General features: G+C 42.1%; 21 protein-coding genes. 4 read left to right on the forward strand and 17 right to left on the reverse strand.

The features are described from left to right. Nucleotides 1-75 precede the first annotated feature (75 nt). The 3 genes from HUW48_RS05295 to HUW48_RS05305 all read right to left on the reverse strand — a co-directional run bounded on the left by HUW48_RS05295 (nt 76) and on the right by HUW48_RS05305 (nt 3,782). Nucleotides 76-1,008, reverse strand: a complete 933-nt coding sequence (locus HUW48_RS05295; protein WP_182414681.1) for a phosphoribosylaminoimidazolesuccinocarboxamide synthase — start codon at nt 1,006-1,008, stop codon at nt 76-78. Nucleotides 1,009-1,315: 307 nt separating this feature from the next. Continuing rightward, the gene (lysA, locus tag HUW48_RS05300; RefSeq protein WP_182414682.1) at nt 1,316-2,458 is read right to left on the reverse strand and encodes a diaminopimelate decarboxylase; all 1,143 of its coding nucleotides are present in this window, start codon (nt 2,456-2,458) and stop codon (nt 1,316-1,318) included. Next, the gene (locus HUW48_RS05305) at nt 2,451-3,782 is read right to left on the reverse strand and encodes an aspartate kinase (RefSeq protein ID WP_182414683.1); all 1,332 of its coding nucleotides are present in this window, start codon (nt 3,780-3,782) and stop codon (nt 2,451-2,453) included. Before HUW48_RS05305 ends, lysA begins: the two co-directional genes overlap by 8 nt. A 342-nt stretch (nt 3,783-4,124) precedes the next feature. Between HUW48_RS05305 and HUW48_RS05310 the strand changes: the two genes are divergently transcribed. Further along, the gene (locus tag HUW48_RS05310) at nt 4,125-4,583 is read left to right on the forward strand and encodes a hypothetical protein (RefSeq protein ID WP_182414684.1); all 459 of its coding nucleotides are present in this window, start codon (nt 4,125-4,127) and stop codon (nt 4,581-4,583) included. 151 nt (nt 4,584-4,734) lie between these two features. Here HUW48_RS05310 and HUW48_RS05315 read toward each other — a convergent pair whose 3' ends face one another. The 8 genes from HUW48_RS05315 to HUW48_RS05350 all read right to left on the reverse strand — a co-directional run bounded on the left by HUW48_RS05315 (nt 4,735) and on the right by HUW48_RS05350 (nt 14,864). Then, nucleotides 4,735-5,928: a beta-ketoacyl synthase N-terminal-like domain-containing protein gene (locus HUW48_RS05315; RefSeq protein WP_182414685.1), complete on the reverse strand. Its 1,194-nt coding sequence runs from the start codon at nt 5,926-5,928 to the stop codon at nt 4,735-4,737. 1 nt (nt 5,929) lies between these two features. Further along, nucleotides 5,930-7,210, reverse strand: coding sequence for an adenosylmethionine--8-amino-7-oxononanoate transaminase (gene bioA / locus HUW48_RS05320; RefSeq protein WP_182414686.1), 1,281 nt, complete (start codon nt 7,208-7,210; stop codon nt 5,930-5,932). Continuing rightward, entirely contained in the window at nt 7,207-7,821 is a 615-nt protein-coding gene (bioD, locus tag HUW48_RS05325; protein WP_182414687.1) for a dethiobiotin synthase, read from the reverse strand. The genes bioA and bioD overlap by 4 nt, the downstream gene beginning before the upstream one ends. Beyond that, nucleotides 7,818-8,945, reverse strand: a complete 1,128-nt coding sequence (locus HUW48_RS05330) for an aminotransferase class I/II-fold pyridoxal phosphate-dependent enzyme (protein ID WP_182414688.1) — start codon at nt 8,943-8,945, stop codon at nt 7,818-7,820. Before HUW48_RS05330 ends, bioD begins: the two co-directional genes overlap by 4 nt. 3 nt (nt 8,946-8,948) lie before the next feature. Further along, nucleotides 8,949-9,941: a biotin synthase BioB gene (bioB, locus tag HUW48_RS05335; RefSeq protein ID WP_246343701.1), complete on the reverse strand. Its 993-nt coding sequence runs from the start codon at nt 9,939-9,941 to the stop codon at nt 8,949-8,951. A 323-nt stretch (nt 9,942-10,264) separates the two neighbouring features. Then, nucleotides 10,265-11,572 carry a UDP-N-acetylglucosamine 1-carboxyvinyltransferase gene (murA, locus tag HUW48_RS05340; RefSeq protein ID WP_182414690.1) on the reverse strand — a complete coding sequence of 436 codons (1,308 nt, stop codon included), beginning with the start codon at nt 11,570-11,572 and terminating at the stop codon, nt 10,265-10,267. A gap of 263 nt (nt 11,573-11,835) precedes the next feature. Further along, nucleotides 11,836-12,492 (reverse strand): DUF4290 domain-containing protein, encoded by a 657-nt coding sequence (locus HUW48_RS05345; protein ID WP_182414691.1) that lies wholly within the window; start codon nt 12,490-12,492, stop codon nt 11,836-11,838. A 143-nt stretch (nt 12,493-12,635) separates the two neighbouring features. After that, the gene (locus HUW48_RS05350) at nt 12,636-14,864 is read right to left on the reverse strand and encodes an ATP-dependent helicase (protein WP_182414692.1); all 2,229 of its coding nucleotides are present in this window, start codon (nt 14,862-14,864) and stop codon (nt 12,636-12,638) included. Nucleotides 14,865-15,078: 214 nt separating this feature from the next. On the opposite strand from HUW48_RS05350, the gene HUW48_RS05355 reads away from it, so the two are divergent. Beyond that, nucleotides 15,079-15,444, forward strand: a complete 366-nt coding sequence (locus HUW48_RS05355) for a BlaI/MecI/CopY family transcriptional regulator (protein WP_182414693.1) — start codon at nt 15,079-15,081, stop codon at nt 15,442-15,444. 462 nt (nt 15,445-15,906) lie between these two features. Beyond that, nucleotides 15,907-17,286 (forward strand): porin, encoded by a 1,380-nt coding sequence (locus HUW48_RS05360; RefSeq protein ID WP_182414694.1) that lies wholly within the window; start codon nt 15,907-15,909, stop codon nt 17,284-17,286. A gap of 68 nt (nt 17,287-17,354) precedes the next feature. Here HUW48_RS05360 and HUW48_RS05365 read toward each other — a convergent pair whose 3' ends face one another. The 6 genes from HUW48_RS05365 to HUW48_RS05390 form a co-directional block, all read right to left on the reverse strand. Continuing rightward, nucleotides 17,355-19,994, reverse strand: a complete 2,640-nt coding sequence (locus HUW48_RS05365) for a PQQ-dependent sugar dehydrogenase (RefSeq protein WP_182414695.1) — start codon at nt 19,992-19,994, stop codon at nt 17,355-17,357. A gap of 350 nt (nt 19,995-20,344) precedes the next feature. After that, nucleotides 20,345-21,079 carry an MBL fold metallo-hydrolase gene (locus HUW48_RS05370; protein ID WP_182414696.1) on the reverse strand — a complete coding sequence of 245 codons (735 nt, stop codon included), beginning with the start codon at nt 21,077-21,079 and terminating at the stop codon, nt 20,345-20,347. Between the two features lie 326 nt (nt 21,080-21,405). After that, nucleotides 21,406-21,927, reverse strand: coding sequence for a GNAT family N-acetyltransferase (locus HUW48_RS05375; RefSeq protein WP_182414697.1), 522 nt, complete (start codon nt 21,925-21,927; stop codon nt 21,406-21,408). A gap of 31 nt (nt 21,928-21,958) precedes the next feature. Further along, a complete protein-coding gene (locus HUW48_RS05380; protein ID WP_182414698.1) occupies nt 21,959-22,906 on the reverse strand; it encodes an NADP-dependent oxidoreductase in 948 nt (315 codons plus the stop codon). Between the two features lie 295 nt (nt 22,907-23,201). Next, nucleotides 23,202-23,741 (reverse strand): VanZ family protein, encoded by a 540-nt coding sequence (locus HUW48_RS05385; protein WP_182414699.1) that lies wholly within the window; start codon nt 23,739-23,741, stop codon nt 23,202-23,204. Nucleotides 23,742-23,850: 109 nt separating this feature from the next. Next, nucleotides 23,851-24,645, reverse strand: coding sequence for an SDR family NAD(P)-dependent oxidoreductase (locus tag HUW48_RS05390; protein WP_182414700.1), 795 nt, complete (start codon nt 24,643-24,645; stop codon nt 23,851-23,853). A 324-nt stretch (nt 24,646-24,969) separates the two neighbouring features. Between HUW48_RS05390 and HUW48_RS05395 the strand changes: the two genes are divergently transcribed. Then, a complete protein-coding gene (locus tag HUW48_RS05395; protein WP_182414701.1) occupies nt 24,970-25,434 on the forward strand; it encodes a DUF4199 domain-containing protein in 465 nt (154 codons plus the stop codon). Nucleotides 25,435-25,814: the final 380 nt, after the last annotated feature.

Genomic DNA, 25,814 nt, shown 5'->3' on the forward strand with positions numbered 1-25,814 from the left:
AATAATGTTTAGAGTGCGAATGTACTAAAAAAAATTAATATTTTATAATATAAAAGGGTAACTCAAGCCCTATAGTTAAACATTTTGCAATATACTAGCCTCTATTCGCGCAAGTGCCTGATTATAATCCGTCTTCTGGAAAGGCGTGCCGGTAACCACTTCAAATAGCTCAATATAGCGTTCAGAGATGCTTTGAATCCAGTCATCGTCCATCTCTGGAACGCGTTGATTAGCCTTTCCCTGAAAGTCGTTTTCTATTAACCATTTACGAACAAACTCCTTCGATAATTGTTTTTGCGTTTGGCCATCTTTTTGTCTTTCGGTGTAACCATCCGCATAAAAATAGCGCGAAGAGTCGGGGGTATGCACTTCGTCAATCAGGTAAATTTTTTCATCTACTTTCCCAAACTCGTACTTAGTATCTACCAGCAATAATCCCTGTTGGGCGGCCATTTCGGTACCCCGGGTAAACAGTTGACGCGTGTAATTTTCGAGTTGGCGGTAATCTTCTTCAGATACGATCCCGGTTGCTATAATATCCTCCGGCGAAATATCTTCGTCGTGGCCTTCGGCGGCTTTGGTGGTTGGGGTAATAATAGGTTCCGGTAGTTTGTCGTTTTCGCGTAGTCCCTCTGGTAAACTGGCCCCGCAAATTGCCCGTTTGCCGCTCTGGTATTCGCGCCAGGCATGGCCTGCCAGGTACCCCCGGATTACCATTTCTACTTTAAATGGTTCGCAATTTATCCCGATTGTTACATTGGGATCAGGATGGGACAATACCCAGTTGGGCACAATATCCGAAGTAGCTTTTAAAAACGTGGCTGCAATTTGATTTAGTACTTGTCCTTTAAACGGAATGGCGCGGGGTAATACCACATCAAAAGCCGATATGCGGTCAGTAGCAACTACCGCCAGCTTATCCTGAAAGTAATAGACATCCCGAACTTTGCCCCGGTAAAAACCTGTCTGTTTAGCGAAATGAAAGTTTGTCTCTTTAAGAGCCTGCATCAAAATTTTTCTTCTGAGTGGGTTGTAAAGTTAGTAAGATATTCTGAAGTCCAAAATAGGTCAAAATACGGATAAGGGTTTGCCGAAGAGGTTTATATATACCTATATTTTGTGTTAATACAGCGTTTATTCAATTATTTAACTAATCTGTTTAATAAATGAAATGTAGGTTACGGCAAATTTTAAAAACTCGTAATTTTTGTTTTACTAAATTATTTACTTAAATGCCAAAAAAGTTAACTTATTTTTAGCAAAAACAAAAAAGCCTGTATTAAACAGGCTTTCTCCCAATATATAAAGTTAGATTTTACTTGTAAATAGCTGGAGCTTTTTCCCGTAAATTATAGTTCGAGGCCATAACTTCGGCGTACGCTCCTGCCGTGCGGATGGCAATTAAGTCGTGGCGTTTGGTCTCAGGCAGAGCAACATTCTGAGCAAAGCAATCCGATGATTCGCAGATTGGCCCTACCACATCGTAAACTTGCTCCGGTAAATTACTGGTTAAGTTATCAATTTTGTGGTACGCCTGGTAGAGCATCGGGCGAATTAATTCCGTCATGCCGGCATCCAGAATAGCAAAATTTTTCTTTTGACCTTTTTTAATGTAAAGTACTTTAGATAATAAGGTGCCACATTGAGCAACCAAGGCTCGACCTAACTCAAAATGTACTACTTGACCCGGTTGTACGGCCAAATGCTCGTTAAAAATAGCAAAGTACGCCGCAAAATCTGGGATTGGATTTTCCTCAGGGGCGTGATAATCTACGCCCAAACCACCTCCCACATTCAAATGCTTTAAATTAAAGGCTTGTTCGCGGAACCATTGTTGAATTTCGTTCACCCGGAGACTTAATTTTTCAAAAACAACCAGGTCTGTGATTTGCGAACCAATGTGAAAATGTATACCAATTAATTCCAGATTAGGTAAGCGCCGCAGCAAGGCCAAGACATCGGCCAACTCCCAGGTATTAATGCCAAATTTATTTTCTTCGAGACCAGTGGTTATGTATTTGTGCGTATTGGCGTTTACGTTCGGGTTGATACGCAAGGCAATCCGGGCAATTTTATTTTGCTGCTGTGCCAGTTCGCTGATAATTTCCAATTCCTGCATCGATTCGCAGTTAAAGCAGAAAATATCATGCTCTAAGGCAAAATTAATTTCAGCATCAGATTTACCCACTCCCGCAAAAACAATTTGGTCTGCCCTAAAACCAGTGGCTAAAGCTTGTTTAATTTCGTTACCACTTACACAGTCCGCCCCAAAACCTGCCTGCTGAATTAATTTTAAAATGGGCTCGTTGCTATTTGCTTTTAAGGCATAATGCACATGGTAGCCATAACGGTTAGCTTCGGTACGGGCTGCCTGTAAAGTTTGCTGTAATAAATTAAGATCGTAGAAATAAAAGGGCGTGTTTTGCCCATTCCAGTTTTGCTGGGTCAGATTAAGCATGTGCGGGTTCCCTTTCAAATACACCTTCGTTTAAAGCTACTAAAGCTCGTTTTTTATCGGTGGTACTAATTAATAAGCTAATGTTGTTTTTACTGCCGCCGTAAGAAATCATGCGCAGAGGAATATTTTTTAAAGCTTCAAATATTTTTACTGTAGTACCGGGTACTTCTTCAATTGAGTCGCCTACTAAGCAAATAATAGTTTGACTTTCATCTACCTGCACCGAACCAAATTCTTTTAATTCCGCAATTATATCCGACAAGTGTTTTGTATTATCAATGGTTAAGGATACGGCTACTTCCGAAGTCGTAATCATATCGATAGGGGTTTTATATTCTTCAAATACTTCAAAAATCCGCCGTAAAAAACCATAAGCAAGCAGCATCCGGCTAGATTTTACATTAATGGCCACAATGCCGTCTTTAGCGGCTACGGCCTTTATGCTCTTGCCCGACGATAGCGACGAAATGGTAGTCCCCTTTGCTTCCGGCTGCATAGTGTTGAGCAATTTTACCGGTATGTTTTTTTGCTTAGCAGGTAAAACGCTGGAAGGATGCAGAATTTTAACACCAAAATAAGCTAACTCGGCTGCTTCATCGAACGATAACCCGGCAATTGGATAGGTGTTCCGTACAATACGCGGATCGTTATTGTGCATGCCGTCAATATCGGTCCAGATTTGGATTTCGGTGGCTTTTACAGCGGCTCCAATCAGCGAAGCCGAGTAATCGCTGCCACCGCGTTTTAAATTATCTATTTCCCCGAACGAATTACGACAAATATAGCCTTGCGTAACGAAAAGATTATTATGGGGATGTTTGGCTAAAGTAGTACTTAATTCTTGCTGCAAAAATTTAGTGTCTGGTTCCTCATTTTCGTCTATGCGCATAAAATTGAGGGCCGGCAACAAAACAGAGTCCAGGTTCATTTCCTCCAGTAGAAACTGAAATAAAGCCGTAGAAAGTAATTCGCCCTGGGCTAAAATAGCCCGTTCTTCGCGAATAGAAAAAGGACCTGTTGCCATTGATTTAATAAAATCAAAGTGAGAAATTACTAAATCCAGTGCTGCAAATTTTTTCTTTTCGGTGGTATACAAACCTTTTATTACTTCCCGGTAAATTTTATATAAATTTTCGGTAAGTTGAAGCGCTTCCTGGGTTTGTTGTTGGTAAAACTTACCGGCAATTTCGACCAGCTTATTCGTAGTACCCGACATAGCCGATAATACCACAATTTTACGATACTCGTCGTTAACCAGGTTGGCTACCAATTTCATGTTTTGGGGAGAACCTACCGAGGTGCCGCCAAACTTTAAAATTTTCATTAACAGGCAATTTATTTGTAGCAATGTGTCGCAAAACTACTAAATTCAGGGAGAAGCTGCTGAATTTTTTAGACTATTTGTTAAATAATTGTTAAAATTTTAGCTAATTACCTTTCTATTTACAAATATTAATTAGCAACCAATTAGATTAGGTTAAAATTAAGAAATTCATAAAAAATTACCCTGGCAAGTCTACCATTGTTTTTACTCCCCGGCTTAAGCTGTCTTAAATAGCTTATTCTATGAACTTTATTGAAGAATAGGTAAAACATTATTCACTGTAATTCAGTAAAATTATCTCTAAATATTTCCTTCCTACATTACGTTTAACTACACTTGATTATGGATGATTACAACTACGCCCATTCCGATACGGATTTAGATATTATATCTAAAAAAGAATTTTGGAAATTATTAAAAACTGGGCTAGTAATTGATGCCCGGGCCGGTGGACTTATTTTGGGGCCTTCTATTGAACAAGGCGGCATTGATTGTGTGGCCGAAACACCCGAAGGTTTTACTAAAATTGGTAAAATCGAAGGCGGCGTTTTTATTGTTAATTCTTTAGCCAATAAGAACTACAGCGATAAATTACAGACATTTAACGCATATGATACCTTGTTTTACGAAGATGAACCGGTCGATTACATTATTTCTCCTACAACCTGCGTCTATAATACGTTTGGGATAGAAGATAAATTGGTGTGGTTAAGAGGAGATGAATTTATCGTAAATAAATATGCTTCTTTTAAGTTTTTAAAAGAAATCGAAGAAATAAATTACTTTGATTTTCGGGTGTGATGAATTAGTTGAAAAGTTTGAAAGTTAAAAGGTTATAAAGTTGAAAGATTGTAAAGTTTTTATTTAGATGTTTCCACTCTGTTTAGCTATTTTCTCTGATTCCTATTAATTATTGGCTTTTAACTAAGGTCCATCAACTATGGACTATTAACTAAATTCCTTTCCTGATAATTAAAGCGGAGGCATTGCCGCCAAAACCAGCTGCTAACAATAGAACTCGCCGGATAACTTTGGGATTTTGCTGCTCCGGGATAAACACCGGGTAAGGAAATTTTAAAATTTTTTGATTTTCTAAAATCCAAAGCGCATATTCTAAACTAAGGGCAGCCGAAGCTCCCAATGTGTGCCCAATTAATAACTTATTCGAAGTGAGCACAGGTATGTTCTCCCCAAAAACTGCTTTAATCGCGGTTATTTCGGCGGCATCCCCAGCTGCGGTACCGGGGGCGTGTAGTACAATAGCATCAATCGTTTGATCATAAGCAGGTAATTGTTGCAATGCTCCCCCCATCGCTTTTTGAAAGTTTAAGCCTTCCCGTGAAATGCCGGTTTTACTCGTGATTTTCTCAAACCCAAACCCAATAGCTTCCAGCAGAATAGAATCGATTGTTAATTGATTCTCCGAATTGCGCTCCAAAGCAAACAAAGCGGCGCCTTCGCCTAGTACAAACGTATTTTGCTTTTCTGCATTTAAAGGGCGGCACCAGTAGTTATGGACTGGTTCTTTAGCGTAAATACCAATGGCTTGCATCTGGGCCACGGTAAAAGGCGTAAGCGGCGCTTCGGCGGCACCGGCCAAAAAACGCGTGGCCATGCCGGATTGTAACCAGGCAAACCCATTGGCTATGGCCTGCAAAGCTGTACTACAGGTAACCGAGTGGCTGATAACGGGGCCTTCCGTTTGCAAATCGTTGGCAACCCAACTCGAAATATTGCCTAAAGTTGTGGTAGGAGACGTTTGAGAAGATAATTGCGCCGGGTTGTTCCGGAAATCTTCCAGGTATTGCTCCATTAAACCGGTAGCGCCACGCGAAGATCCAATGTTCACGGCTATCTCGTTTTCGGCGTGCCAACCAGCTTGGGTAATAGCCTGCCTGGCTGCGTGCATTGCCAGCAAAACCGTCCGGTCCAGATTTTTGTACATTTTATTTTCCTGTCGGAGAGCGGTCACATGGTCTTCCGTTTCGGGGGATAATGCCGCCGCCGGAGCCGGATAATTTTTAAAAATTTTTAAATATATCCGGGAAGCAGCGTCCAAGTACGCTTTATTTACTTCCTGCGGGGTAGCACCCAAAGGCGAAATAGAGCCTAAGCCTTTTAAAGTGATGTAGCTTTTTTGTGTCAAATCAGTTTTCTGCCATTAAAGTAAGCATGCCCGAAACTACCTGGTAAATTTGCGCTAGTTGCGCATTGGTAGTACAGTAAGGCGGCATCACGTAGATAATATTACCCAGCGGACGTAAGATAACCTGGTTGTCCAGGGCAAATTGATACAATTTTTGGCGGATGTTGTTAAAGTACGAAGTTTCCCCGGCGTTAAATTCAAGAGCTAATACAGTCCCTAATTGCCGGCATTCTTTTAGGATTGGGTGATGGGCAATTTGAGCCCGAAATTGTTCGTGTTGCTGGCAAATTCTTTTAATATTATTCTGGCAAGAATCTTCCACAAATAAATCCAGGCTGGCCAGGGCAGTGGCACAAGCAATGGGATTGGCCGTAAAAGAATGACCGTGAAAAAATGTTTTGCCTGGATTATCGCTTAAAAAAGCTTCGTAAATAGCCGCAGTGCAACTGGTTACACCCAGAGCCATCACCCCCCCGGTTAAACCTTTGGAAAAGCACATGATATCCGGCTTATTTTTTAAATAATCAGTGGCAAAGTTTCTTCCGGTTCTTCCAAAACCAGTCATAACTTCATCGGCAATGGTAATTACGTTATGCTTTTGGCAAATTTCCAGCAGTTCATCCAAAATAGCCGGTTGGTACATGACCATGCCGGCGGTACCGAGCAATAACGGCTCGAAGATAAAGGCCGCTACAGCGTTATTTTTTAAAATTTCTTCAATCTGCGATAATACCAGTTGTTCTTTGCCCACTACAGGCACATCCAGAAAATCAACTTCGAATAAATACTGCACAAAGGGCTGGGTAAACGCACTGCGGCTACTTACCGACATTGCCCCAAAAGTATCGCCGTGGTACGAATCCCGGAAAGCAATAATTCTGCGTTTGGGCGTGCCCGCATTCTCCCAGTATTGAATTGCCATTTTTAAAGCTACTTCTACGGCCGTAGAACCGTTATCGGAATAAAAAATCCGCCTTTGGTTTTGGGGCAGAATGGTCAGTAATTTTTCGGCTAATTCAACGGCGGGTTGGTGCGTAAATCCGGCAAATATAACGTGGTCCAGGGTTTTAACCTGCTGCGCTATTTTTTCGGCGATGTAAGGGTGGGAGTGGCCGTGAATATTCACCCACCACGACGATACGGCATCCAGGTAAACGTCGCCGGACTCAGCGTATAATAAACTGCCTTCGCCGCGCACAATGCCAATGGGCAAAGCGGCGGTTTGCATTTGGGTATAGGGGTGCCAGATAATTTCGCGGTCGCGGGTTGCTAAATTCTTCATAAATTTGGTCGCCATTGGGCAGCATAATGCTGTACCATGGCAAGGTTTATTTCGGTTTCCGGCAGCAATGCGCCTAACTTGGGTACTCTGGTGTACTGCGTAATATAATCTTCGGAAGAAGGTGTAGGAGGACCGTTAAAGATGATGCCCTTAATAGGAATCTGACGCTGCTGCAAGCAAAGAATAGAAAGTAAAGTATGGTTAATGCTGCCCAGGTAATTTTGTGAAACCAGAATTACTTCGGCCTGCAGTTGGGCAATTAAATCAATAATTAAAAATTCAGCGGTTAAAGGCACCAGCAATCCGCCGGCTCCTTCAATTACTAAATGGTTTGTAGCTTCCGGTAAAATAAATTTATCAGGGTTTATTTCGATGTTCTCGGCGGCGGCGGCCAGGTGCGGCGAAGCCGGCATGTGAAACCGGTATGCTTCCGGATAGAAACAGGATTGTGCATTAGAAACCAGTTCTTTTACCCGGTCAGTGTCCGTAAATTCTAAATTTCCGGCTTGTACAGGTTTCCAATAATCGGCTTGTAAGGCTTCGGTTAAAATGGCGGCTACCAAGGTTTTACCTACATCGGTGCCAATACCGGTTACAAATATTTTTTTCAAAAATTTAAAAATTCAGTGTGTTGTAATAACAAATCTACTTCTTCCTGGGAGTTATAAGCGTGAACTATGATACGCAATCGTTCTTTACCGGCGGGTACCGTCGGACTGAAAACCGGTCGTACATCCACATTTGCCTCTTGTAATTGCGCACTTACTTTTTGGAGTTGCGCTACATCATTACTGAAAATACAATTAATTGGACCCGGATTTTTTAAAAAAAGTCCCATAGCCGCTTCTAATTTCTGGTTCAGGTACCCGGAAAGTTGCATCACATGTTGCCGCTCAGCCTGGAGCGAGGGTAAAAAGCTGTAAGCCGTTTTAATAGCTAATATATTATGCAGCGGTAAGGCCGTACTGTAAATAAAAGGGCGGCTAAAGTTAATGAGGTACTCGCGTAAGTTAGTAGAACCCACAACTGCGGCGCCATGGCTGCCAATGGCTTTGCCAAAGGTCATGATGCGGGCAAATACTTTGTTTACTAGATTTTGTTCTACCACCAAGCCTTCCCCATTTGGCCCGAATAAACCGTTGGAATGCGCTTCGTCTACGATTAGGTAGGCGCCTTGTTCTTCGCAAAAAGCAGCGAGTTCAGGTAAGGGAGCCTGGTCGCCGTCCATGGAATAAATAGATTCTACGGCAACGTAGACATTTCCCGCGGCGTGCTTCCATTTGCGGCTTAAATCTTCCAGGGAATTGTGCTTAAAAGAATACGCCTTCGCTAAATTCAACCGGATACCTTCTTTAATGGATGCATGGCTGACTTCGTCGTAAAATATGGTATCGCCCCGTTGCGGCACCGCCGAAAAAATGCCCAGATTAGCTACATACCCCGAATTAAATAACAGTGCCGCTTCGGCCTGGTGAAAAGTAGCCAGTTGCGCTTCGAGCAGTTCGTATACGGGATGGTTGCCAGATAAAAGCCGGGAACCGGTAGCGCCCATTAAGTAATCCGAAAATTGTTCAACTTCCCGGGCCACTAATTTTTTTAAAGCTGTAGACCGGGCTAAGCCTAAATAATCATTCGAGCAAAAATCAATCTTCACCTGGCTGGTTTTAAGACGACGGTAAGTGCCTTGAAACTGCCGGTTATTTAATTTTTGCTGTAAGTTATGCGGGAATTGCATGGCTTAATTAGCCGGTTCCAACGCATTTTTAAAAGCCTTACGCGGCTCTAAACCGAGTAGCTCAAACATGGCCAGGTCTTCGTTAAAGTCTGGGTTAGGCGTAGTAAGTAGTTTTTCGCCGGAGAAAATTGAATTAACTCCCGCCAAAAAGCACAGGGCTTGTTCGGTAACGCTCATGGTATTGCGGCCCGCTGATAAGCGCACCATGGCTTTGGGCATGGTTATGCGAGCCGTAGCTATCATCCGGATCATATCCCAGACAGATACCCGGGGTTGATTCTCTAGTGGTGTACCAGCAACCGGAACTAAAGCATTTACCGGCACTGATTCAGGATGCTCGGGCATGGTAGCCAATACGTGCAGCATTTCAATGCGGTCTTCGGTAGTTTCGCCTAGGCCAATTATGCCACCGCTACACACCGAAATACCGGCTTTGCGCACGTGATCAATGGTATTTAAGCGGTCTTCGTATTTACGGGTAGTAATAATATTACTATAATGGTCGCCGGACGTATCCAGGTTATGGTTGTAGGCGTATAAACCGGCTTGTTTTAAGCGCTCGGCCTGGTACTCATTTACCATGCCTAAGGTGCAGCATACTTCTAAGCCCATGTCGTTTACCTGGGTAACCATGCCTAATACGCGGTCAAAATCGCGGTTATCGCGCACTTCACGCCAGGCAGCTCCCATACAGAAACGGGTAGAACCGGCATTTTTAGCGCGGGTAGCCGCTTCCAGTACTTCTTCGTCTTTTAACAAGCCATGGGCTTTTACGCCGGTTTGGTAGCGGGCCGCCTGCGGACAATACGCGCAATCTTCGGGACAGCCCCCGGTTTTTACCGAAAGTAAGGTACAAACCTGCACTTCACTACCTGTTTGGTGCTGGCGGTGTACATTCGCGGCTTCTACTATAAGTTCGAGTAACGGTTTGTTATAAATTCCCCGAATCTCTTCAATCTCCCAATCGGTGCGGATGCTGTAATTTGTGTTGGACATGGCCTGTAACATTAATATTTCGAAAGTAAAGAAGAATTTACTATTTTAAAAAATTACTATAACAATGGAATTGCCGTTTTTTCTTTAACTATCAGGTTCTGAAAATCTAAAAATATGGTAGTTATCCCCGTGTTTTTAAATTTTTTAATTTTTTATGTGCCCGGCGCAAGTTCTACTCCACTAAGACTTGTCCCAAAAAAGGAGCTTTGTTCGAAAAGTCAGATAAATAAATTCTGAGCTAGAAAGAGGTAGCGGTATAAAATAAAGAGCGGCTGATGAAGATGATCAGCCGCTCTCTGTTTAAAAATTTAAAAATTTTAACACTACAATCGTCTGATATCGGCACCAATGGCGTTTAAACGTTTATCAATGTATTGGTAGCCGCGGTCAATTTGCTCTACGTTCTCAATTACACTTTTACCTTCTGCGGATAAAGCCGCGATGAGTAAAGCGACACCGGCCCGGATATCCGGCGACGTCATGTTAATGCCGCGGAGCGAAACTTTACGGTTGTGGCCGATAACGGTAGCCCGGTGCGGATCGCATAAAATAATCTGGGCGCCCATATCGATTAACTTGTCCACGAAAAATAAGCGGCTCTCGAACATTTTCTGGTGGATGAGTACCGTGCCTTTCGCCTGGGTAGCTGTAACCAAAGCCACACTAATCAAGTCGGGGGTAAAACCGGGCCAGATGGCATCCGCAATGGTTAATATACTGCCGTCGATGTAGGTGTCTATTTCGTAAGAATCCTGCGCCGGAATGTAGATGTCATCGCCCCGGAACTCCATTTGAATTCCTAAACGACGGAAAGTGTCCGGGATAATGCCTAGTTCCTGAATCTGAGCATCTTTTATCGTGATTTCGGAACCCGTCATACCAGCCAAACCAATAAAAGAACCAATCTCGATCATGTCGGGTAACATGCGGTGTTCGGTGCCTCCCAGTTTTTCAACGCCTTCAATCACGAGTAAATTAGAGCCAATGCCGTTAATTTTAGCGCCCATGCGCACCAACATCCGGCATAATTGCTGCAAATAAGGTTCGCAAGCGGCATTGTAAATGGTTGTGGTGCCTTCGGCCAGCACAGCGCCCATTACAATGTTAGCCGTTCCGGTTACCGAAGCCTCATCGAGCAGCATATAAGCGCCCTTTAATTTGTTTGGGGCCGTAATCTGGAAGAAAGAGTCCTGAGAGTCGTAATTAAAGGTAGCGCCTAACTTTTTTAAACCATTAAAATGGGTATCCATGGGACGACGGCCGATTTTATCGCCGCCGGGTTTTGGCAATGCGCATACGCCGAAACGCGCCAGCATGGGACCCATAATCATTACGGAACCCCGCAAAGCGCGGCCTTGGGCCGCATATTGTTCCGTTTTTAAATAATCCAGGTTAATATCATCGGCAGTAAACGTGTAAGTAGAGGCATCTTTCTTTTCTACTTTTACGCCTAAATCAGCTAAAATCTGGATTAATTTATTTACATCCCGAATGTCCGGCACATTAGAAATTGTTACGGTTTCGGAGGTAAGTAATACGGCACATAAAATTTGCAAAGCTTCGTTTTTGGCGCCCTGCGGAATAATTTCTCCTTTTAGTTTATTGCCACCAATTACTTCAAAACAGGCCATTTAAATGAGTTAAGAGTTATGAGTTAAGAGTTATAAGTAAGATACTTCAGGCAAATTATAGCCTAAAACACGAACCTAAACTATATACAAGTTATGCTAGAAATGGGAATATTAGGTCTTCTGCAAAGTTGACCGGGTAAATACTGCTAATAATAAGCGGTGCCATTGTTTGTGTCTTCACAAACAACTTTAAAAGTCCTCTTTTGCGGAAGTTAGATTTAAAATGATCATCAACAACGAACAAGCAACCACAAACAATAAAGCTATTGTTGCTTTTTGCGTTGCTGTTGTTTGTTGTCCTGCATCTTCTTCCGGTTATTATTGTTGTTGTTATTGGAAGAACTATTTTGATGTGCGGCTTTGGCACTTACCTCGAACAAATTGTTAGCTTCTATTCTGGCCAGATCCATGTTTAATTTACCGCCGGAAAGCTCGCGAATGTTGTTTAGGATGATTTCGTCGGTGATGGAATCTTTATTATAGGTACGGTAAAGCGTTTTCATGAGCTTGCCTAACGAAATAATAGCGGCATCCTGCTCGTCTTTGTCTTTTATTTCAATGGCTTTGTTAATTAAGTGCTCCACGTTTTTGCCGTAGTGTTTGTACTTCGGAATATCGCGAGGAATTTCCATGTGCGATGGTTTATCGTTGAGGTATTCCATGGCGCTTAACGGATACGGGCAATCTACATCCAATTTGCCATCTGACATGACAAACAAATGGTTCCACAGCTTTTGCTGCATGTCCTGAATATCCCGGATTGATGGATTAAGTTTCGCCATCAAGTTCACGAGCAATTGCGCGCTGCGGCTGCGTTGCGCCCGATCCTCAATGGATAAGATGTAAGAAACGATATTCTGAACATTTCTGCCGTATTCCCGCAGCAGCAGTTCTTGTTTAAAACTGGAATTAGCAATCATAAGGTAAAGGTAAGAATTTTTTGGATGTTAGATGTTGGATATTAGATATTAGACTTTTTAAATTTTTAACTCCGCACTAGATCTTAGATGCTTTTTTATCTAAATTTTATATCTAAAGTCAAACATCCAATATCCAACATCTATTATTCGTGTATGCGTAATTTGGCGAAGCTGAGGAGTAAGGTTTTTTCGCCGGCTTCTTCAAACTCAATAATGGCTTTGGTGCTGTTGCCTTGGGTATCCATTTTAGATACCACCCCGAAACCAAATTTAGGATGTTCTACGCGCATACCCGCTTGTAAGTTGGCAGTATCGCTGGGTACAAAATCAGCGGGCGGCACGTAGTTCGTGGCTTTCTTTGCCACAGGTGTAGCCGGAATCAGATTGCTTTTGCGTTTTAAAACTTTATCGAAAACTCCCGGACCTTCGCCGTACTGGAAATTTAAAAATCTTGGGTCTATTTCATCAATAAACCGGCTTTTCTCGCAAGCCCGCAAATTGCCCCACTGGTACCGGCTGGTAGCGTAGGAGAGCGTTAATCTTTTTTCGGCGCGGGTAATAGCTACGTAAAATAACCTGCGTTCCTCTTCTAAATCAGCCCGGGTAGTGAGCATCATCTGGCTCGGAAATAAGTTTTCTTCCATCCCCACAATGTGCACGTTTCTAAATTCCAAACCTTTAGCCGAGTGAATAGTCATCATGGTTACGTATTCGCTGCCATCGTCCTGTTGTTTGTCGGCATCGGTAATTAAAGCAATGTCCTGCAAAAAGGCCGACAAGCTTTTGTCTTCTTTTTCCGGGTCATCCACAAATTCTTTAATCCCGTTGAGCAATTCCTGAATGTTTTCGTAGCGGGCCAGACCTTCAATAGATTTATCGGCGTACAGCTCTTCTACGATGCCGGATTGTTTGGCAATGTGCTTGGCTACCTCAAAGGCATCCTGGTGCTCGGCCATAATGGCGAAGCTCTTAATCTTGGTGGCAAAATCTTCGATGGGAGCGGCTACCCGACCGGTTAAAAAGCTCTTCGCGTTGCTAACCACTTCCCAAATGGTATGATTAGTCTCGTTGGCCGAAACAATGATTTTCTCGATGGTAGTATCGCCAATGCCGCGTTTGGGATAGTTAATTACGCGACGCAAGGCTTGCTCATCGTTAGGATTAACCGTAAGGCGGAGGTAGGCAATTAAGTCTTTAATTTCTTTACGCTGGTAGAACGATAATCCCCCGATAATGCGATACTTTATGTTCATTTTGCGCAACGCTTCTTCCATGGCCCGGCTTTGGGCATTGGTGCGGTACAAAATCGCAAAATCTTCGTAAGATAAGTGGTTGTTCATCTTCTCCTCGAAAATGGCATTCGCTACTAATTTGCCTTCTTCGTTGTCGGAGTTGGCTTTTAATACTTCAATCAGCGGACCTTCTTCGTTGTCGGTGAAAACATCTTTACGAAGCTGGGCTTTGTTGTTTTTAATAACTGAATTAGCCGCGTATACAATGTTTTTGGTAGACCGGTAATTTTGCTCCAGTTTAAATACCTCCAGTTCCGGATAATCGCGTTCGTAATTTAAAATATTCTGAATATCGGCTCCCCGGAAGGCGTAAATACTTTGGGCATCGTCGCCTACTACACAAATATTGCGGTTTTTGGCGGCCAGTTTGCGGGTTATCAGGTACTGCGAGTAGTTGGTGTCCTGGTACTCATCTACCATCACGTATTTAAAAATATTCTGGTATTTATTCAGGGCGTCTACATGGTCTTTGAACAACACGTTGGTGTTAAACAACAAATCGTCGAAATCCATGGCACCGGCCTTAAAGCAGCGACTTTGGTAAGCCTGGTAAATTTCACCGATTTTTGGTCGCATGGCGGCTTCGTCGTCGGCCTGAATGGTAGCATCCTGGCGGTATTGCGCTACGGTAATTAGCTTGTTTTTAGCGGCCGAAATCCGTCCCAGTACCATCCCCGGTTTATACAGTTTTTCGTCGAGGTTCATTTCTTTTACGATGTTCCGGATCAGGGTTTTAGAATCGTCGGTATCGTAAATGGTAAAGTTGCTGGGGTAACCAATTTTAGGCGCTTCGGACCGCAGAATTTTCGCAAACACCGAGTGGAACGTGCCCATCCAGATGTTTTTGGCTTCGTTGCCAATAACTTTCTCAATCCGGTGCCGCATTTCTTTGGCGGCTTTGTTGGTAAAAGTTAACGATAAAATATTAAAAGGATCTACGCCTTTACTGATTAAGTGAGCAATCCGGTAGGTTAATACCCGGGTTTTGCCGGAACCAGCGCCGGCTATAATCATTACCGGCCCGTCGGTGTGCAGTACGGCGGCTCTTTGTGATTCGTTTAGTAATTTCAGGTAATCCATTCGCTTCAGGGCTGTCTGGGAAATAGCTTGGCAAGTTAAAAAAAATATGTGGTACTCTCTCTTATTCTAACACGCAAACTACCTGGTTCAGTTTCTTAAAATTTCTATCTAATCACTTCTGAAAATAAAATTTACTAAAAATTTTATATTTACTAAAATTCAGTAAAATCACGAACTATTCGTAGTATTTGGAAGTAAAATTATAAGCAACTATATGGAAAAGCTAACTGCCCCGGAAGAACAAGCCATGCAAGCCGTCTGGAAAACCGGGGAAGCCCATGTGAAATTATTTTTAGAACAGATAAAAGAGCCGCGACCACCTTATACCACCCTTGCCTCCACGATTAAAAACCTCGAGAAAAAAGGTTATTTGAGCAGCCGTTTAGTGGGTAATACTTATTTGTATCAGCCGGCCATTTCGGAGGCCGAATACAAAAAGAAGTTTATGAGCGGCGTTGTGCAGAACTACTTTGCCAATTCTTATAAAGAATTGGTTAACTTTTTCGTGGAGCAAAAAAAATTATCGGCCGATGAGTTGAAGGAAATAATAGACATGATTGAGGGAAAAGATAAAAATTAAAAAACAACCATGCCGTTCTTATTATCTTATTTGCTGATAGTAACTTTTTGCCTCAGGGCAATTTACTTGTTTTACTGCTTTATTTTAAGGCCGCTTACTTTTTTAATTGGAACCGGCGGTATTTATTGGTCGGTACGGGCTTATGTTTTTTATTCTTCCTAATTGCTCTATCTGGTATATGGGAAAGCATTGATTAGCCAGTAGTAAACAAGTATATACCTTCTGTGGTAGCGTTGATTAAGTATGGGATGGTAGATAAAACCAATTATTTTAGGAAATTGGGCTACTTTTTAGCTAAGTCATTGAATTAAATAACAAAAACTTAACAATTTGTTAACAGGTATACAGGATAGTCTATTCTCTTAAACTGACCTTGATTCTCTATTTTTGTAAAATTTTTAAAGTTAGGGCGTTCTCACCACCCTTTATCCGCGCCTACTTTAAAAACAAAAGAGACTAAAAATGAAAAACAACGTTTGGTTGCTCCAACTAAAAAAGAGCAATTGGTGCTACTTTACAGCCTTTTTACTGGTAAATACTTTTATATTCCGGGCTTCGGCTCAACAAGGGGTTCAGGATTCTACTATTTCACAAGGCGAAGGGATATACTCGGTTTTTAAAAAATTCGAAAATTTAAAATTCAGCGGTTACATTCAACCACAGTTCCAAGTGGCGCAAAGTGCGGGTACCCCGAGCTTTGCCGGCGGCGATTTTGCGGCTAATTCTAATAGCCGGTTTATGTTGCGGCGGGGCCGGGTCAGGATGGAATATACCATGCTTCATAAAGATAATTTGCCTTCGGTTTCGTTTGCGTTTCAATTTGATATTAATGAGCGCAGAATACAAATCCGGGATTTTTATGGGAAAATATACGAAAACCGATTTAATAAATTTCATTTAACCACAGGCATGTTCTCCCGGCCTTTCGGGTTCGAGGTAAATTATTCTTCGTCGCAGCGGGAATCTCCGGAACGGGGCCGCATGTCGCAAACTTTATTCCGGAACGAACGGGATTTAGGGTTGATGCTAAGCTTGGAACCCCAGCGCAAAGATGATGCTCTAAAAAATCTCCGGATCGAGGCTGGCTTGTTTAATGGCACCGGGGTAGCAGCCCCTACCGACTACGACAGCCACAAAGATTTTATTGGCCGTGTATCTTTAAAGCCCACCGAGGTAGCAAAAAATTTAACTTTTTCCGGCAGTGTTTCGCACTACAATGGGGGCATGCGCCAGTTCGGGAAACAAGTGTATCGCTTACATAATACCGCAACCGGACCCGTGTTTCAGGTAGATTCTGCGGAAACCAACATTGGTAAAATTGCTACCCGGCGTTATTATGGAGCCGATGTGCAGTTAAAAATTCTAAATAAATGGGGCACCACCGAACTGCGCGGCGAATTTATAACGGGCCGACAACCCGGTCTTGCTTCCACTTCCGAAGTGCCAGCTATCGAACCCATTGCCGAGGAGGTTACTATCATAAATAATCAGCCATTTACCCGTAAAGTAAACCTGCCTATTTACCACCGTAAATTTAACGGCGCTTATTTTTATCTTATACAGGATATTAAAACTAACCGCGACCAAATTGCAATTAAGTACGATTGGTACGATCCAAACCAAGAAGTAAAAAACCGCGAAATAGGCCGCCCGGGTGACAACACCACCGAAGCCGATATTAAGTTCAGCACGCTAAGCGGCGGGTATATTCATAATTTTAATAACAACGTGCGCCTTACTATTTGGTACGATTGGGTGAAAAACCAGGCGACGCAATTACCCAAATACTCCCACGACTATAAAGACAACATTTTAACGATCCGGATGATGTACCGCTTTTAAGCTTTGGTTTAATACAGAAGAATAAAGCCGGTAGGTTCTTAAAACTTACCTAGTTTATTTTATTGATTTTACCGCTGAATAAAAAATACCTTGGAAAACCTGGTTTCTCCTTGCATAATTTTGAGAACATAAAGGCCGGCAGGTAAATTGGCTAAAGGTAGTTGAATAGTATTCTGACCTGAAACCGACGTAACGGGAGCTTTCAGATTTACTAAATTCCCCTGGTTATTATAAAGCTGCAGCGTGTACTCTTGTTCCGGTATAAACGGAATTACAAGGTTTAAATAAGAATTGGCCGGATTTGGATAAATCTGCAAAGCAGCAGCAGGAGTAGTGAGTTCTTCTTGAGTAGTCAGTTCCAGGGTAGAAGTATTCTGGGATACTAATAAATAATCGATATTGGGGCCGCTGGTACCCGTGCTAGTAGCCCGAATTTTATTTAAGCCCCCATTTAAATTAATTTCCAGGTTTTTATTTGACCACGAAGTCCAGGCGCCGGTAGATGTAAAGTTAAGCGCTTCGGCGGCAACCGTGTTGTTCACCTGAACCCTTAAATTACGGGAACCACTCGCTAATGCGTAGCGGAAATTTAATTGATATTTACCCGCTCTTGGTACATTTACGGTCCACTCTACATAATCACCGGCAGCATTTATGTAATCAGCGTAACCCGTGCCAGCGTAACCCGCCTGTATAGAAGCTACCTGCACTCCCTGAAGAAGGGCTTTTTCGGCCTCTAGCTGTACCGGGTCAAATTTTTCCTGATACACAGCCGTATACGTTACATTATTCCGTGGTGTGGCAATGGTTTGATTGGCTGGCTCACTGTGCAGCCATTTAGCAAAGACGTAGGTTTTACCATTTAAGGTTTGCGGTGATACCGGACCAATTGTTCTTTCAATCCCTTCTACGCTGCTCACTGAAAGAGGAGCGGTAACAGGCTGCCCATCTAAAGTTACTTTAAGTCCGGCCGGTTGCGTAGCGAGTGCGATGGTAGATAAGTACGGATGAATATCCCGGTAAACAGTATCGGTTAAACCTTTAGAGTCTTTTACCACGGCATAAATCCGGTACCATACATTAGCGGCTACTTCTCCGCTGGTCGGAATCACAAAAGAGCCATTTCTCACACCATCTGCTATGGGTGGACCATCGTGTACGTGCGTGTCGTGGTGAAAATTTACGAACCAGGAAAAATTCCTGGCTGGTAGCGTACCATCTTCTGCATCAGTGGCCGAACCGGCAAACCGAATGGTATCGCCCGCATGGTAGAAAAAATTGTTAGCAGGAGTATTAATTACAGCAACCGGTGCATTATTAAAGGGAGTAACTTTTAAAGTAGCCAGGTTACTGATGGCGCTACCTACTTTATTTTTAACGATTACGCGGTAATTACCGGCATTAGCCATTGTGGTACGGGCAATTGTATAACTTGGGCCGGTAGCCCCCGGAATATTTGCTCCGTTCTTTTGCCATTGGTAGGTGAGAGTGGGCGTACCCGTAGCCACTACCTGAAAAGTAGTGGGTTGTCCGGCCGATACAGTAACACTGGTTGGTTGTTGCACTACTTTAGGAGCCGCATTGGTGGTATAAATAATTTTATAAAGCGCACTTGAATTTCTTTGGAGATAATAAAGATTGCCATCGTTCCCCACACTAATACCCAATGAATTGGTGTTTAAGCCAGTAGCAAAAGGTTTCCGGACAGGGGTAGAGCCACTTAAATCGAGCACGTTAATCCAGTTATTACACAAATCCTGAAAAAAATAATTGCCCCAGTAAGTAGCTGGATAATTAGTATTAGTTGGATTGAAAAATACCCCACCCGAAATGGCGCAACCCGTGCCGTCCGTATCTGCGTGCGGATAAGCGTACACGGGATTAGCATAATCTGGATTAATGCTAAAGCCTTCGGTAATAGGCCAGCCAAAATTTTTACCACCGGTAGTAGCATCGTTAATTTCTTCCCAGGTAACCTGACCAACATCGTTTACGAATATTTTCCCGGTTCTGGGCTGGATGGAAAAGGTGTAAGGATTGCGGAGACCATAGGCCCAAACTCTTTTACGCTGGGACGATCCGGTTTTAAACGGATTGCCGTTGGGAACCGAACCATCGGTGTTTATCCGCAGGATTTTACCGTGATAGATGTCCAGGCTTTGAGAATTAGCGGACCGGTTGTTGTCGCCGATTGCCACGAATAACTTACCATCTTTGCCGAAATGCAGGGCGCCCCCGTTGTGGTTAACCGCCGTACTAAGCGTATCCAGATTTAATAAAACTACTTCACTACCGGGTACTACCTCATCGCCATTAGCAGTAAACCGGCTAATTCGGTTTCGGGAAGCGTCGGCTAAGGTATAATAAGCGTAAAGGTATTGGTTATTGGTAAAATCCGGATCTAAGGCCAGACCAATTAAGCCGCGTTCTCCGTTGGAGTTAACACTTAAATCCATAAAATAATTAGGCAGCAACTCGCCGTTTTTGACTATGCGTACCTCGCCTCTTTGCTGCGCCACAAAAATTCTTCCGTCCGGCGCAAAAGCCATGGTAGTGGGTTTATTAATTCCTTTCGTTACCAGTACTTGCGTAAAACCGGCAGGAAACGATTGCGCTTGCAGCCAATGGTTATTTACTAATAAACCAACCAGAACGAAAAAAAAGAATAAAGCATTTTTTCTGGATTTTGTAGAGTTTCCTGGATGCATAAGAATCAGAGTTTAACTACCTTATTTTACTAGTCGCGCCGGACTTAGTTGCCCTTGTTAATTTAGTGAATTTCTCTTTATTCTTTGAATATCAATGGTTTAAATATTTATGAATTAGCTTGAATTGATTATTAAAGTACTACTGTTTGCAAAGATAATTTTACTAATTACCGGCAAATGTCCGTTCTAATTCCTTGGTTTTGCTAATCTTTGGATGTTCTGTAAGCAATGTTTTGTTAGCTTTAAAGAAGGAATAAATTACTGCGCTACACCAATTCTCCTTTCGCAAAAGGTTCACTTAACCTAATTAATTTACTAAAATGATGATTTACTTTTCTGATTTTGGGTAATTAAAGGTAAGCGTATTTTGCAATTAGTTTTTCTAAATTCAGTTGAATATCATTTAACGTATTGCCACCGTGGTAGCACACTAGTTGTTGAATATTCAATGCCTGAAGCTTTTTAATAGAATCCACGGCTCTTTTTAAATCCAGCGTAAAATCAGGGTTAGAAATTTCCAGTTCCCCGTTTTCGATTACTACAGCGTCGGCGGCAATAAGGGTTTTACATTCTGGCAGGTAAAGAGAAATATGGCCGGGCATATGGCCAGGAGTTTTAATTACCCGAACTCCTCTTAAAAAGGGTAGTTCTTCTTCGGTAAAAGTAGCGTCTACAGGTACTGGCTGAATTTGCTTGAGCATTTCCTGAAAGGCCAAAGCGCCTGGTTTTTGCTCTTCGGGTAGGGAGTTATACAAGGCTTCGGCTTGTTGTAACCGTAAAGATTTTTTCTGGCCATTAATGTAAGGCTCTTCTATTTCGGGGGAGTATATTTTTAAAGCGGGGTATTTTTCTTTTAATTCATACAGACAGCCCACGTGATCTATATCGTGATGCGTGATGATAATGCCCGTTAGATTTTGCAACGATAAATTATGTTGCTGAAGGGCCTTTTCGAGTAAAGGAATAAAGCCCGGATAGCCACAATCAATTAAAATGAGTTCCGCTTCGTTTTGTAATATTACAGGGTAAAGCACATTTTCTACCCCCTTAAAGTTATAGCGAACTTCTAAAACGTAATGTTTCATGCGACCTTTTATTCTGCTTTTACTGTGGCATTTAGTAGTTTAAAATACGGGTAGTTAATGGTTTTCTCCTAACCAAATCGTATCCGGAGAAACTGCTACTTTTTTGTTAACTTTTTAAAAGTCAAAATTCCCGCATTTCCCCGAATTCATAACAACCAATCACGATGGAGCCGATTTTCATGGAGAAAAGTTTTAGGGGAATACAATCGGTTAACTTAATTGGGAACGAATAATTTGCCTGCTTTGTAGCTCATGCCTGTTTATTCATTATTAAGTTCAACTATTATTGCCTTGCCTATAACTTGCCAACAATAGTTGAACTTTGACTAAAGTATTTGCGAAACATCTTCCCAAATATATCGGCATACCTGCGCCTTGGTCTGGTCGCTGTTTTGGGTTTCTATGGTTTGAAAGTTTTTTCCGCCCATTCGATCATAAAAAGCTCTCGCATTTCTGTTTAACTCAAAAACCCACAAATACATGCTTGGAAATTCGGCGTGGCTTTTTATGTATTTAGCACTTTCTTTCAGGAGCAAGGCACCAATACCGGATTTTTGCAGATTTTTAGTAACGTGTAAGTTGTCGATTAAGGATCCGAAAACAGGATCATTATTTAAGAAAATACCAGAAAAGCCCACTAAGTTTTCGTCAGCAATAGCCAGTATTATTTTTTGGTTTTCGCTGGGGTTTTGCAGTCTTTGGTGCCAAACTTCTAAACGTTCCTGCTCTACTTCTTTATCTAAATAATAGTCGCTCATTATTCCCCGGTAATGTTGTTGCCAACTGGCCGCATGGAGTTTCGCAATAGCAGCATAATCGGAAAATTGGGCATCTCGAAATTGAATCATGGAGTGCGATATTGTAAAAATTAGCTGATTATTACTCCGCTACCGTTAGCACCACTTTGCCCCGGGTTCTGCCGGTTTCAATTTGCTCGTGGGCTTTGGCCATCTCTTCCAGCGGAAAAGTGTGTTCAATAACTGGTTTTAATATTCTCTGTTCTAATAGATTGGCTAGCACTTCCATATCGGCGCCACTGGAGTGTACCAGGTAATTCTTGGCCGTGATTCCTTTTTCATTAATCTGGCTGGTTAAGTTTTCTTTTACCCCGCCAACAATAGAAATAAGATTGCCGCCTTTTTTTACTACGTTAACAGATGCCGCCGTAGTATCGCCACCAACCGTATCAAATACAAGATCAACGTCCTGTACTGCTTCCTCCAGAGATTGGGATTTATAATCAATAAAATTATCTACTCCTAATTCTTTTAAAAAAGAAGCATTACCTGCCGATGCAGTGCCGCTAACTGTTACGCCCAAGTGTTTTGCCAGTTGCACGGCAAAATGACCAACGCCGCCCGCCGCCGCGTGCATGAGCAGGTGCTGACCTTTTTGAAGGTTGGCTTCGTGTACCATCACCTGGTAAGCCGTAAGAGCCGCTAAGGTGGTAGCAGCAGCCTGAGCATGACTTATATTTTGAGGTTTGCGCGCCAGATGGTCTGCCGGAGCCACTACGTATTCGGCGTAAGCTTTTCCCTTGCCGGGAAAGTTAACCATACCAAATACTTCGTCGCCTTCTTTCCACGCCGTTACATTGGCACCAATAGCGGTAACAACCCCCGAAATATCCCAGCCCAAAATAACGGGTGGCGTTTCATTAAGCATTTTGTGAAAAGTGCCGCCTTTTCTGGTTTTAATATCTACGGGGTTAATGCTAATAGCATAAACCTTTACCAGCACCTCGTTGTCGGCTGGTTGTGGTATTTCTAGGTCCTGAAGCTTCAGGTTTTCTACACCTCCCGGGTTCTCCGTAATAATTGCTTTCATCTTAACTATTTAAATCTTTTTAGCTTAACAATAATTTGGGCAACTTAGCAATAAAACCAACTTAGCGCGTTGTAAACTACTACAACTCTTAGGTTAATAATAGATGTTCGTTTAACCCCAGTTTTGGCTTTTTTACCTCTTTTATTTTCTGAATGGCAGAAAAAACCAAGAATAAATACAGACTTTAAACTTCTTATTCTTACTATAATTTACTAAATCTGGCGAATAAGAAGTTTACCTTGTTCCTATCGTTTGGGTTATGGCAACAAACCTTATTTGTGACACCTGAGATTTATTATTTATACCTTATTGGTAGCATGTTCATTTTTAGTAATACTAAAAGTAAAATTAGTAAGGCAGTTCCGGTTGCTGCAATTGCGTTTATAAATTTTTGTGCTTTAACGTTGTTATGAAATGCTTTTGTAATTGCTTTACAAAGTAATAATCCAATTACTCCACCTAAAGTATTCGTTAATATATCTGTAATATCAAAAGCACCAATGGCTAAAATAAATTGAAGTCCTTCCACTAGTAAACTAATCAGGAAAAAGAAGAAAAGTTTTTTCGAAAATACCCATCTTTCCAAAAGTATTTCCCCATAAATCCCAAGGGGTACAAAAATTACTACATTCAAAATAATTTCACTAACATCCATCTTACCATTTAAAATTAATGGTTCACTAAACGGAATTAAGTTTACACTTCGATTTTCTATGTAAGAAAATCGGATTCCTAATTTAAATAGTAAAATCCAGGATAATACAATCAAATAAATCACAAACAATAAGGAAGTTAACCTGTTTGCTGCCCTGGTAACTTTCGATTGTTCATCCATTTTTTTTGCAAATTCGTGCTTATAATAATAAGTAAAAAGACACTAATAGCAAGTCAGTAGATGTTACGAATATTCTCTTGACGTGGAATGATATACCGAATAGGTAGTGTTACAAAATAGATCGGATTAAACCGCCATCAGCACGGATGGAAGCGCCATTGGTAGCAGCAGAAAGCGGGCTGGCAAAATAAGCAACGGTATCGGCAATTTCTTCTACCTCAGCGAAACGCCGCAAAAGCGAAGTAGGCCGCATGTGGTTAAAGAAATCTACTTCTACCTGATCTACGTTAGTGTTGCCCGCCTTAGCCAAATCTTCTATAAAACCGCCTACTCCTCTAGACCGGGTAGGTCCGGGTAAAATGGAATTTACTGTAACCTGGGTGCCCTTGGTTAGTTCGGCCAGGCCGCGGCTAATAGCTACTTGAGCGGTTTTGGTCATGCCATAATGAATCATCTCATCCGGGATAAACACGGCCGACTCGCTGGAAATAAAAATTATCCGGCCCCAATTTTTAGTTAGCATTTTCGGGAAGTAATGCCGGCACAACCGAACTCCGCTCATAACGTTTACTTCAAAAAAACGGAACCAATCTTCATCCGGAATCTCCGCAAAAGGTTTCGGTTCAAAAATGCCGACGTTGTTAATTAAAATGTCTACTTCCGGAAGCGCTTGCAGCAACTTATCTACGTCTTCTACTTTCGAGAAATCAGCCGCAATACCGGAAACCTGGGCTTGGGTAAATTCAGATTGTAATTGCTTTACCGCCTGATCTACATTTTCCGGAGTACGGCCGTTTAGTACTACCTGGGCGCCTTCTGCCAAAAGTCTTCTGACAATGGCAAAACCTATTCCGGCGGTTGAGCCACTTACAAATGCTATTTTATCTTTGATTTTTAAATCCATTTTTACTAAATTTTATGTGTTGCAGAATTTGAAAGCTAATTTAAACGGGAAGACTAACCAGTCAGATTCTTTTGGGAGTTAACAAAACAGTGGATTATTTGTTGTAGAAGAGAGTATTTGGTAAATCTTTTCCGGAAGAATAAGTATACTAAATATATTATAACGCGTATGTAAACCTAATACCAGACCTGACTGAGGTAGGAAAGTTGGCAGTATTGCTGGAACGATAAGAAGCGCCGGAAAACGGATGGAGCCAACGTAAGGAAATTAAACGGGTTGGGTTTAGCAGGAAATAATTTATACAACTATAAATCTTAATAAGCTATGGCTAATACTACCATTTCCACCGAAAGTTTTGGCATTCGTTACGGCATTATTGCCGCTGCTGCCATGATTGCTTACTTCCTGTTTATTAATGTTGTTAATTTACAAGACCTTGAAATTGTACGGTTTGCCAGTAATATTTTTATTTTGGTAGCCGTAATTTGGGCCATTAATGCTTATAGGCAACGTTATCACGGCTCAGTACCTTACTTACCCGGCTTGGCTATTGGTTTTCTGGTTGGGTTGGTTAGTTCAGTTATATACGCGTTTTTTATCTATGTGTACGCCAAGTTCCTGAACCCGGATTATGCTACTGTTTTAAAAACCCAGGATTATTACGGTTCGGTATTATCGCCGATGATGCTGGCAGGCGCTATCACAATTTTAGGTACAGCCGTAGGTACCATGACCGGTTATATCATGATGATGGCTTACGATAATTCCGGAGCCCGAACTACAGATTAAAGCAGATGAATTAAATTTTGAATTTATAAAACCGGGAATAACACCGGTTTTTTTATGCGCATCCTGTTAGGTATATCTTTGCTTTCTGTTTAATTAAAACCATTTCCTTTAGCTCAATTTGCTAAACTCAACAAGTCGGTTAACTTCTTGTACTAGTTTGCTTTTTAGGATTAGGAAGCTAAGAAAAAGATAGCAGTTTGGCTGTGGAGGGCCTTCTAAGGTTCCGGTTCTGCACAGCAGAATTCCAACTCAAGCAGGAAAGGAAGCTTAGACAGCACGAAAGAGCCAAACGAGGACCGCCGGTGCCGGCAAACTTAGACCGTTGAACCGCATCAGTACCGCCAACTGGAGCCTTACAAAGGCTCCACAAATAATCCTCT

The sequence above is a fragment of the Adhaeribacter radiodurans genome (assembly GCF_014075995.1).
In the GTDB taxonomy this organism is placed as follows: Bacteria; Bacteroidota; Bacteroidia; order Cytophagales; family Hymenobacteraceae; genus Adhaeribacter; species Adhaeribacter radiodurans.

Bases quoted from the DNA above. Each gene is read 5' to 3' on its own strand.
- HUW48_RS05295 (WP_182414681.1), bottom strand. From the start codon at position 1,008: ATGCAGGCTCTTAAAGAGACAAACTTTCATTTCGCTAAACAGACAGGT.
- lysA (WP_182414682.1), bottom strand. From the start codon at position 2,458: ATGCTTAATCTGACCCAGCAAAACTGGAATGGGCAAAACACGCCCTTT.
- HUW48_RS05305 (WP_182414683.1), bottom strand. From the start codon at position 3,782: ATGAAAATTTTAAAGTTTGGCGGCACCTCGGTAGGTTCTCCCCAAAAC.
- HUW48_RS05310 (WP_182414684.1), top strand. From the start codon at position 4,125: ATGGATGATTACAACTACGCCCATTCCGATACGGATTTAGATATTATA.
- bioA (WP_182414686.1), bottom strand. From the start codon at position 7,210: ATGAAGAATTTAGCAACCCGCGACCGCGAAATTATCTGGCACCCCTAT.
- HUW48_RS05330 (WP_182414688.1), bottom strand. From the start codon at position 8,945: ATGCAATTCCCGCATAACTTACAGCAAAAATTAAATAACCGGCAGTTT.
- bioB (WP_246343701.1), bottom strand. From the start codon at position 9,941: ATGTCCAACACAAATTACAGCATCCGCACCGATTGGGAGATTGAAGAG.
- murA (WP_182414690.1), bottom strand. From the start codon at position 11,572: ATGGCCTGTTTTGAAGTAATTGGTGGCAATAAACTAAAAGGAGAAATT.
- HUW48_RS05345 (WP_182414691.1), bottom strand. From the start codon at position 12,492: ATGATTGCTAATTCCAGTTTTAAACAAGAACTGCTGCTGCGGGAATAC.
- HUW48_RS05350 (WP_182414692.1), bottom strand. From the start codon at position 14,864: ATGGATTACCTGAAATTACTAAACGAATCACAAAGAGCCGCCGTACTG.
- HUW48_RS05355 (WP_182414693.1), top strand. From the start codon at position 15,079: ATGGAAAAGCTAACTGCCCCGGAAGAACAAGCCATGCAAGCCGTCTGG.
- HUW48_RS05360 (WP_182414694.1), top strand. From the start codon at position 15,907: ATGAAAAACAACGTTTGGTTGCTCCAACTAAAAAAGAGCAATTGGTGC.
- HUW48_RS05365 (WP_182414695.1), bottom strand. From the start codon at position 19,994: ATGCATCCAGGAAACTCTACAAAATCCAGAAAAAATGCTTTATTCTTT.
- HUW48_RS05370 (WP_182414696.1), bottom strand. From the start codon at position 21,079: ATGAAACATTACGTTTTAGAAGTTCGCTATAACTTTAAGGGGGTAGAA.
- HUW48_RS05375 (WP_182414697.1), bottom strand. From the start codon at position 21,927: ATGATTCAATTTCGAGATGCCCAATTTTCCGATTATGCTGCTATTGCG.
- HUW48_RS05380 (WP_182414698.1), bottom strand. From the start codon at position 22,906: ATGAAAGCAATTATTACGGAGAACCCGGGAGGTGTAGAAAACCTGAAG.
- HUW48_RS05385 (WP_182414699.1), bottom strand. From the start codon at position 23,741: ATGGATGAACAATCGAAAGTTACCAGGGCAGCAAACAGGTTAACTTCC.
- HUW48_RS05390 (WP_182414700.1), bottom strand. From the start codon at position 24,645: ATGGATTTAAAAATCAAAGATAAAATAGCATTTGTAAGTGGCTCAACC.
- HUW48_RS05395 (WP_182414701.1), top strand. From the start codon at position 24,970: ATGGCTAATACTACCATTTCCACCGAAAGTTTTGGCATTCGTTACGGC.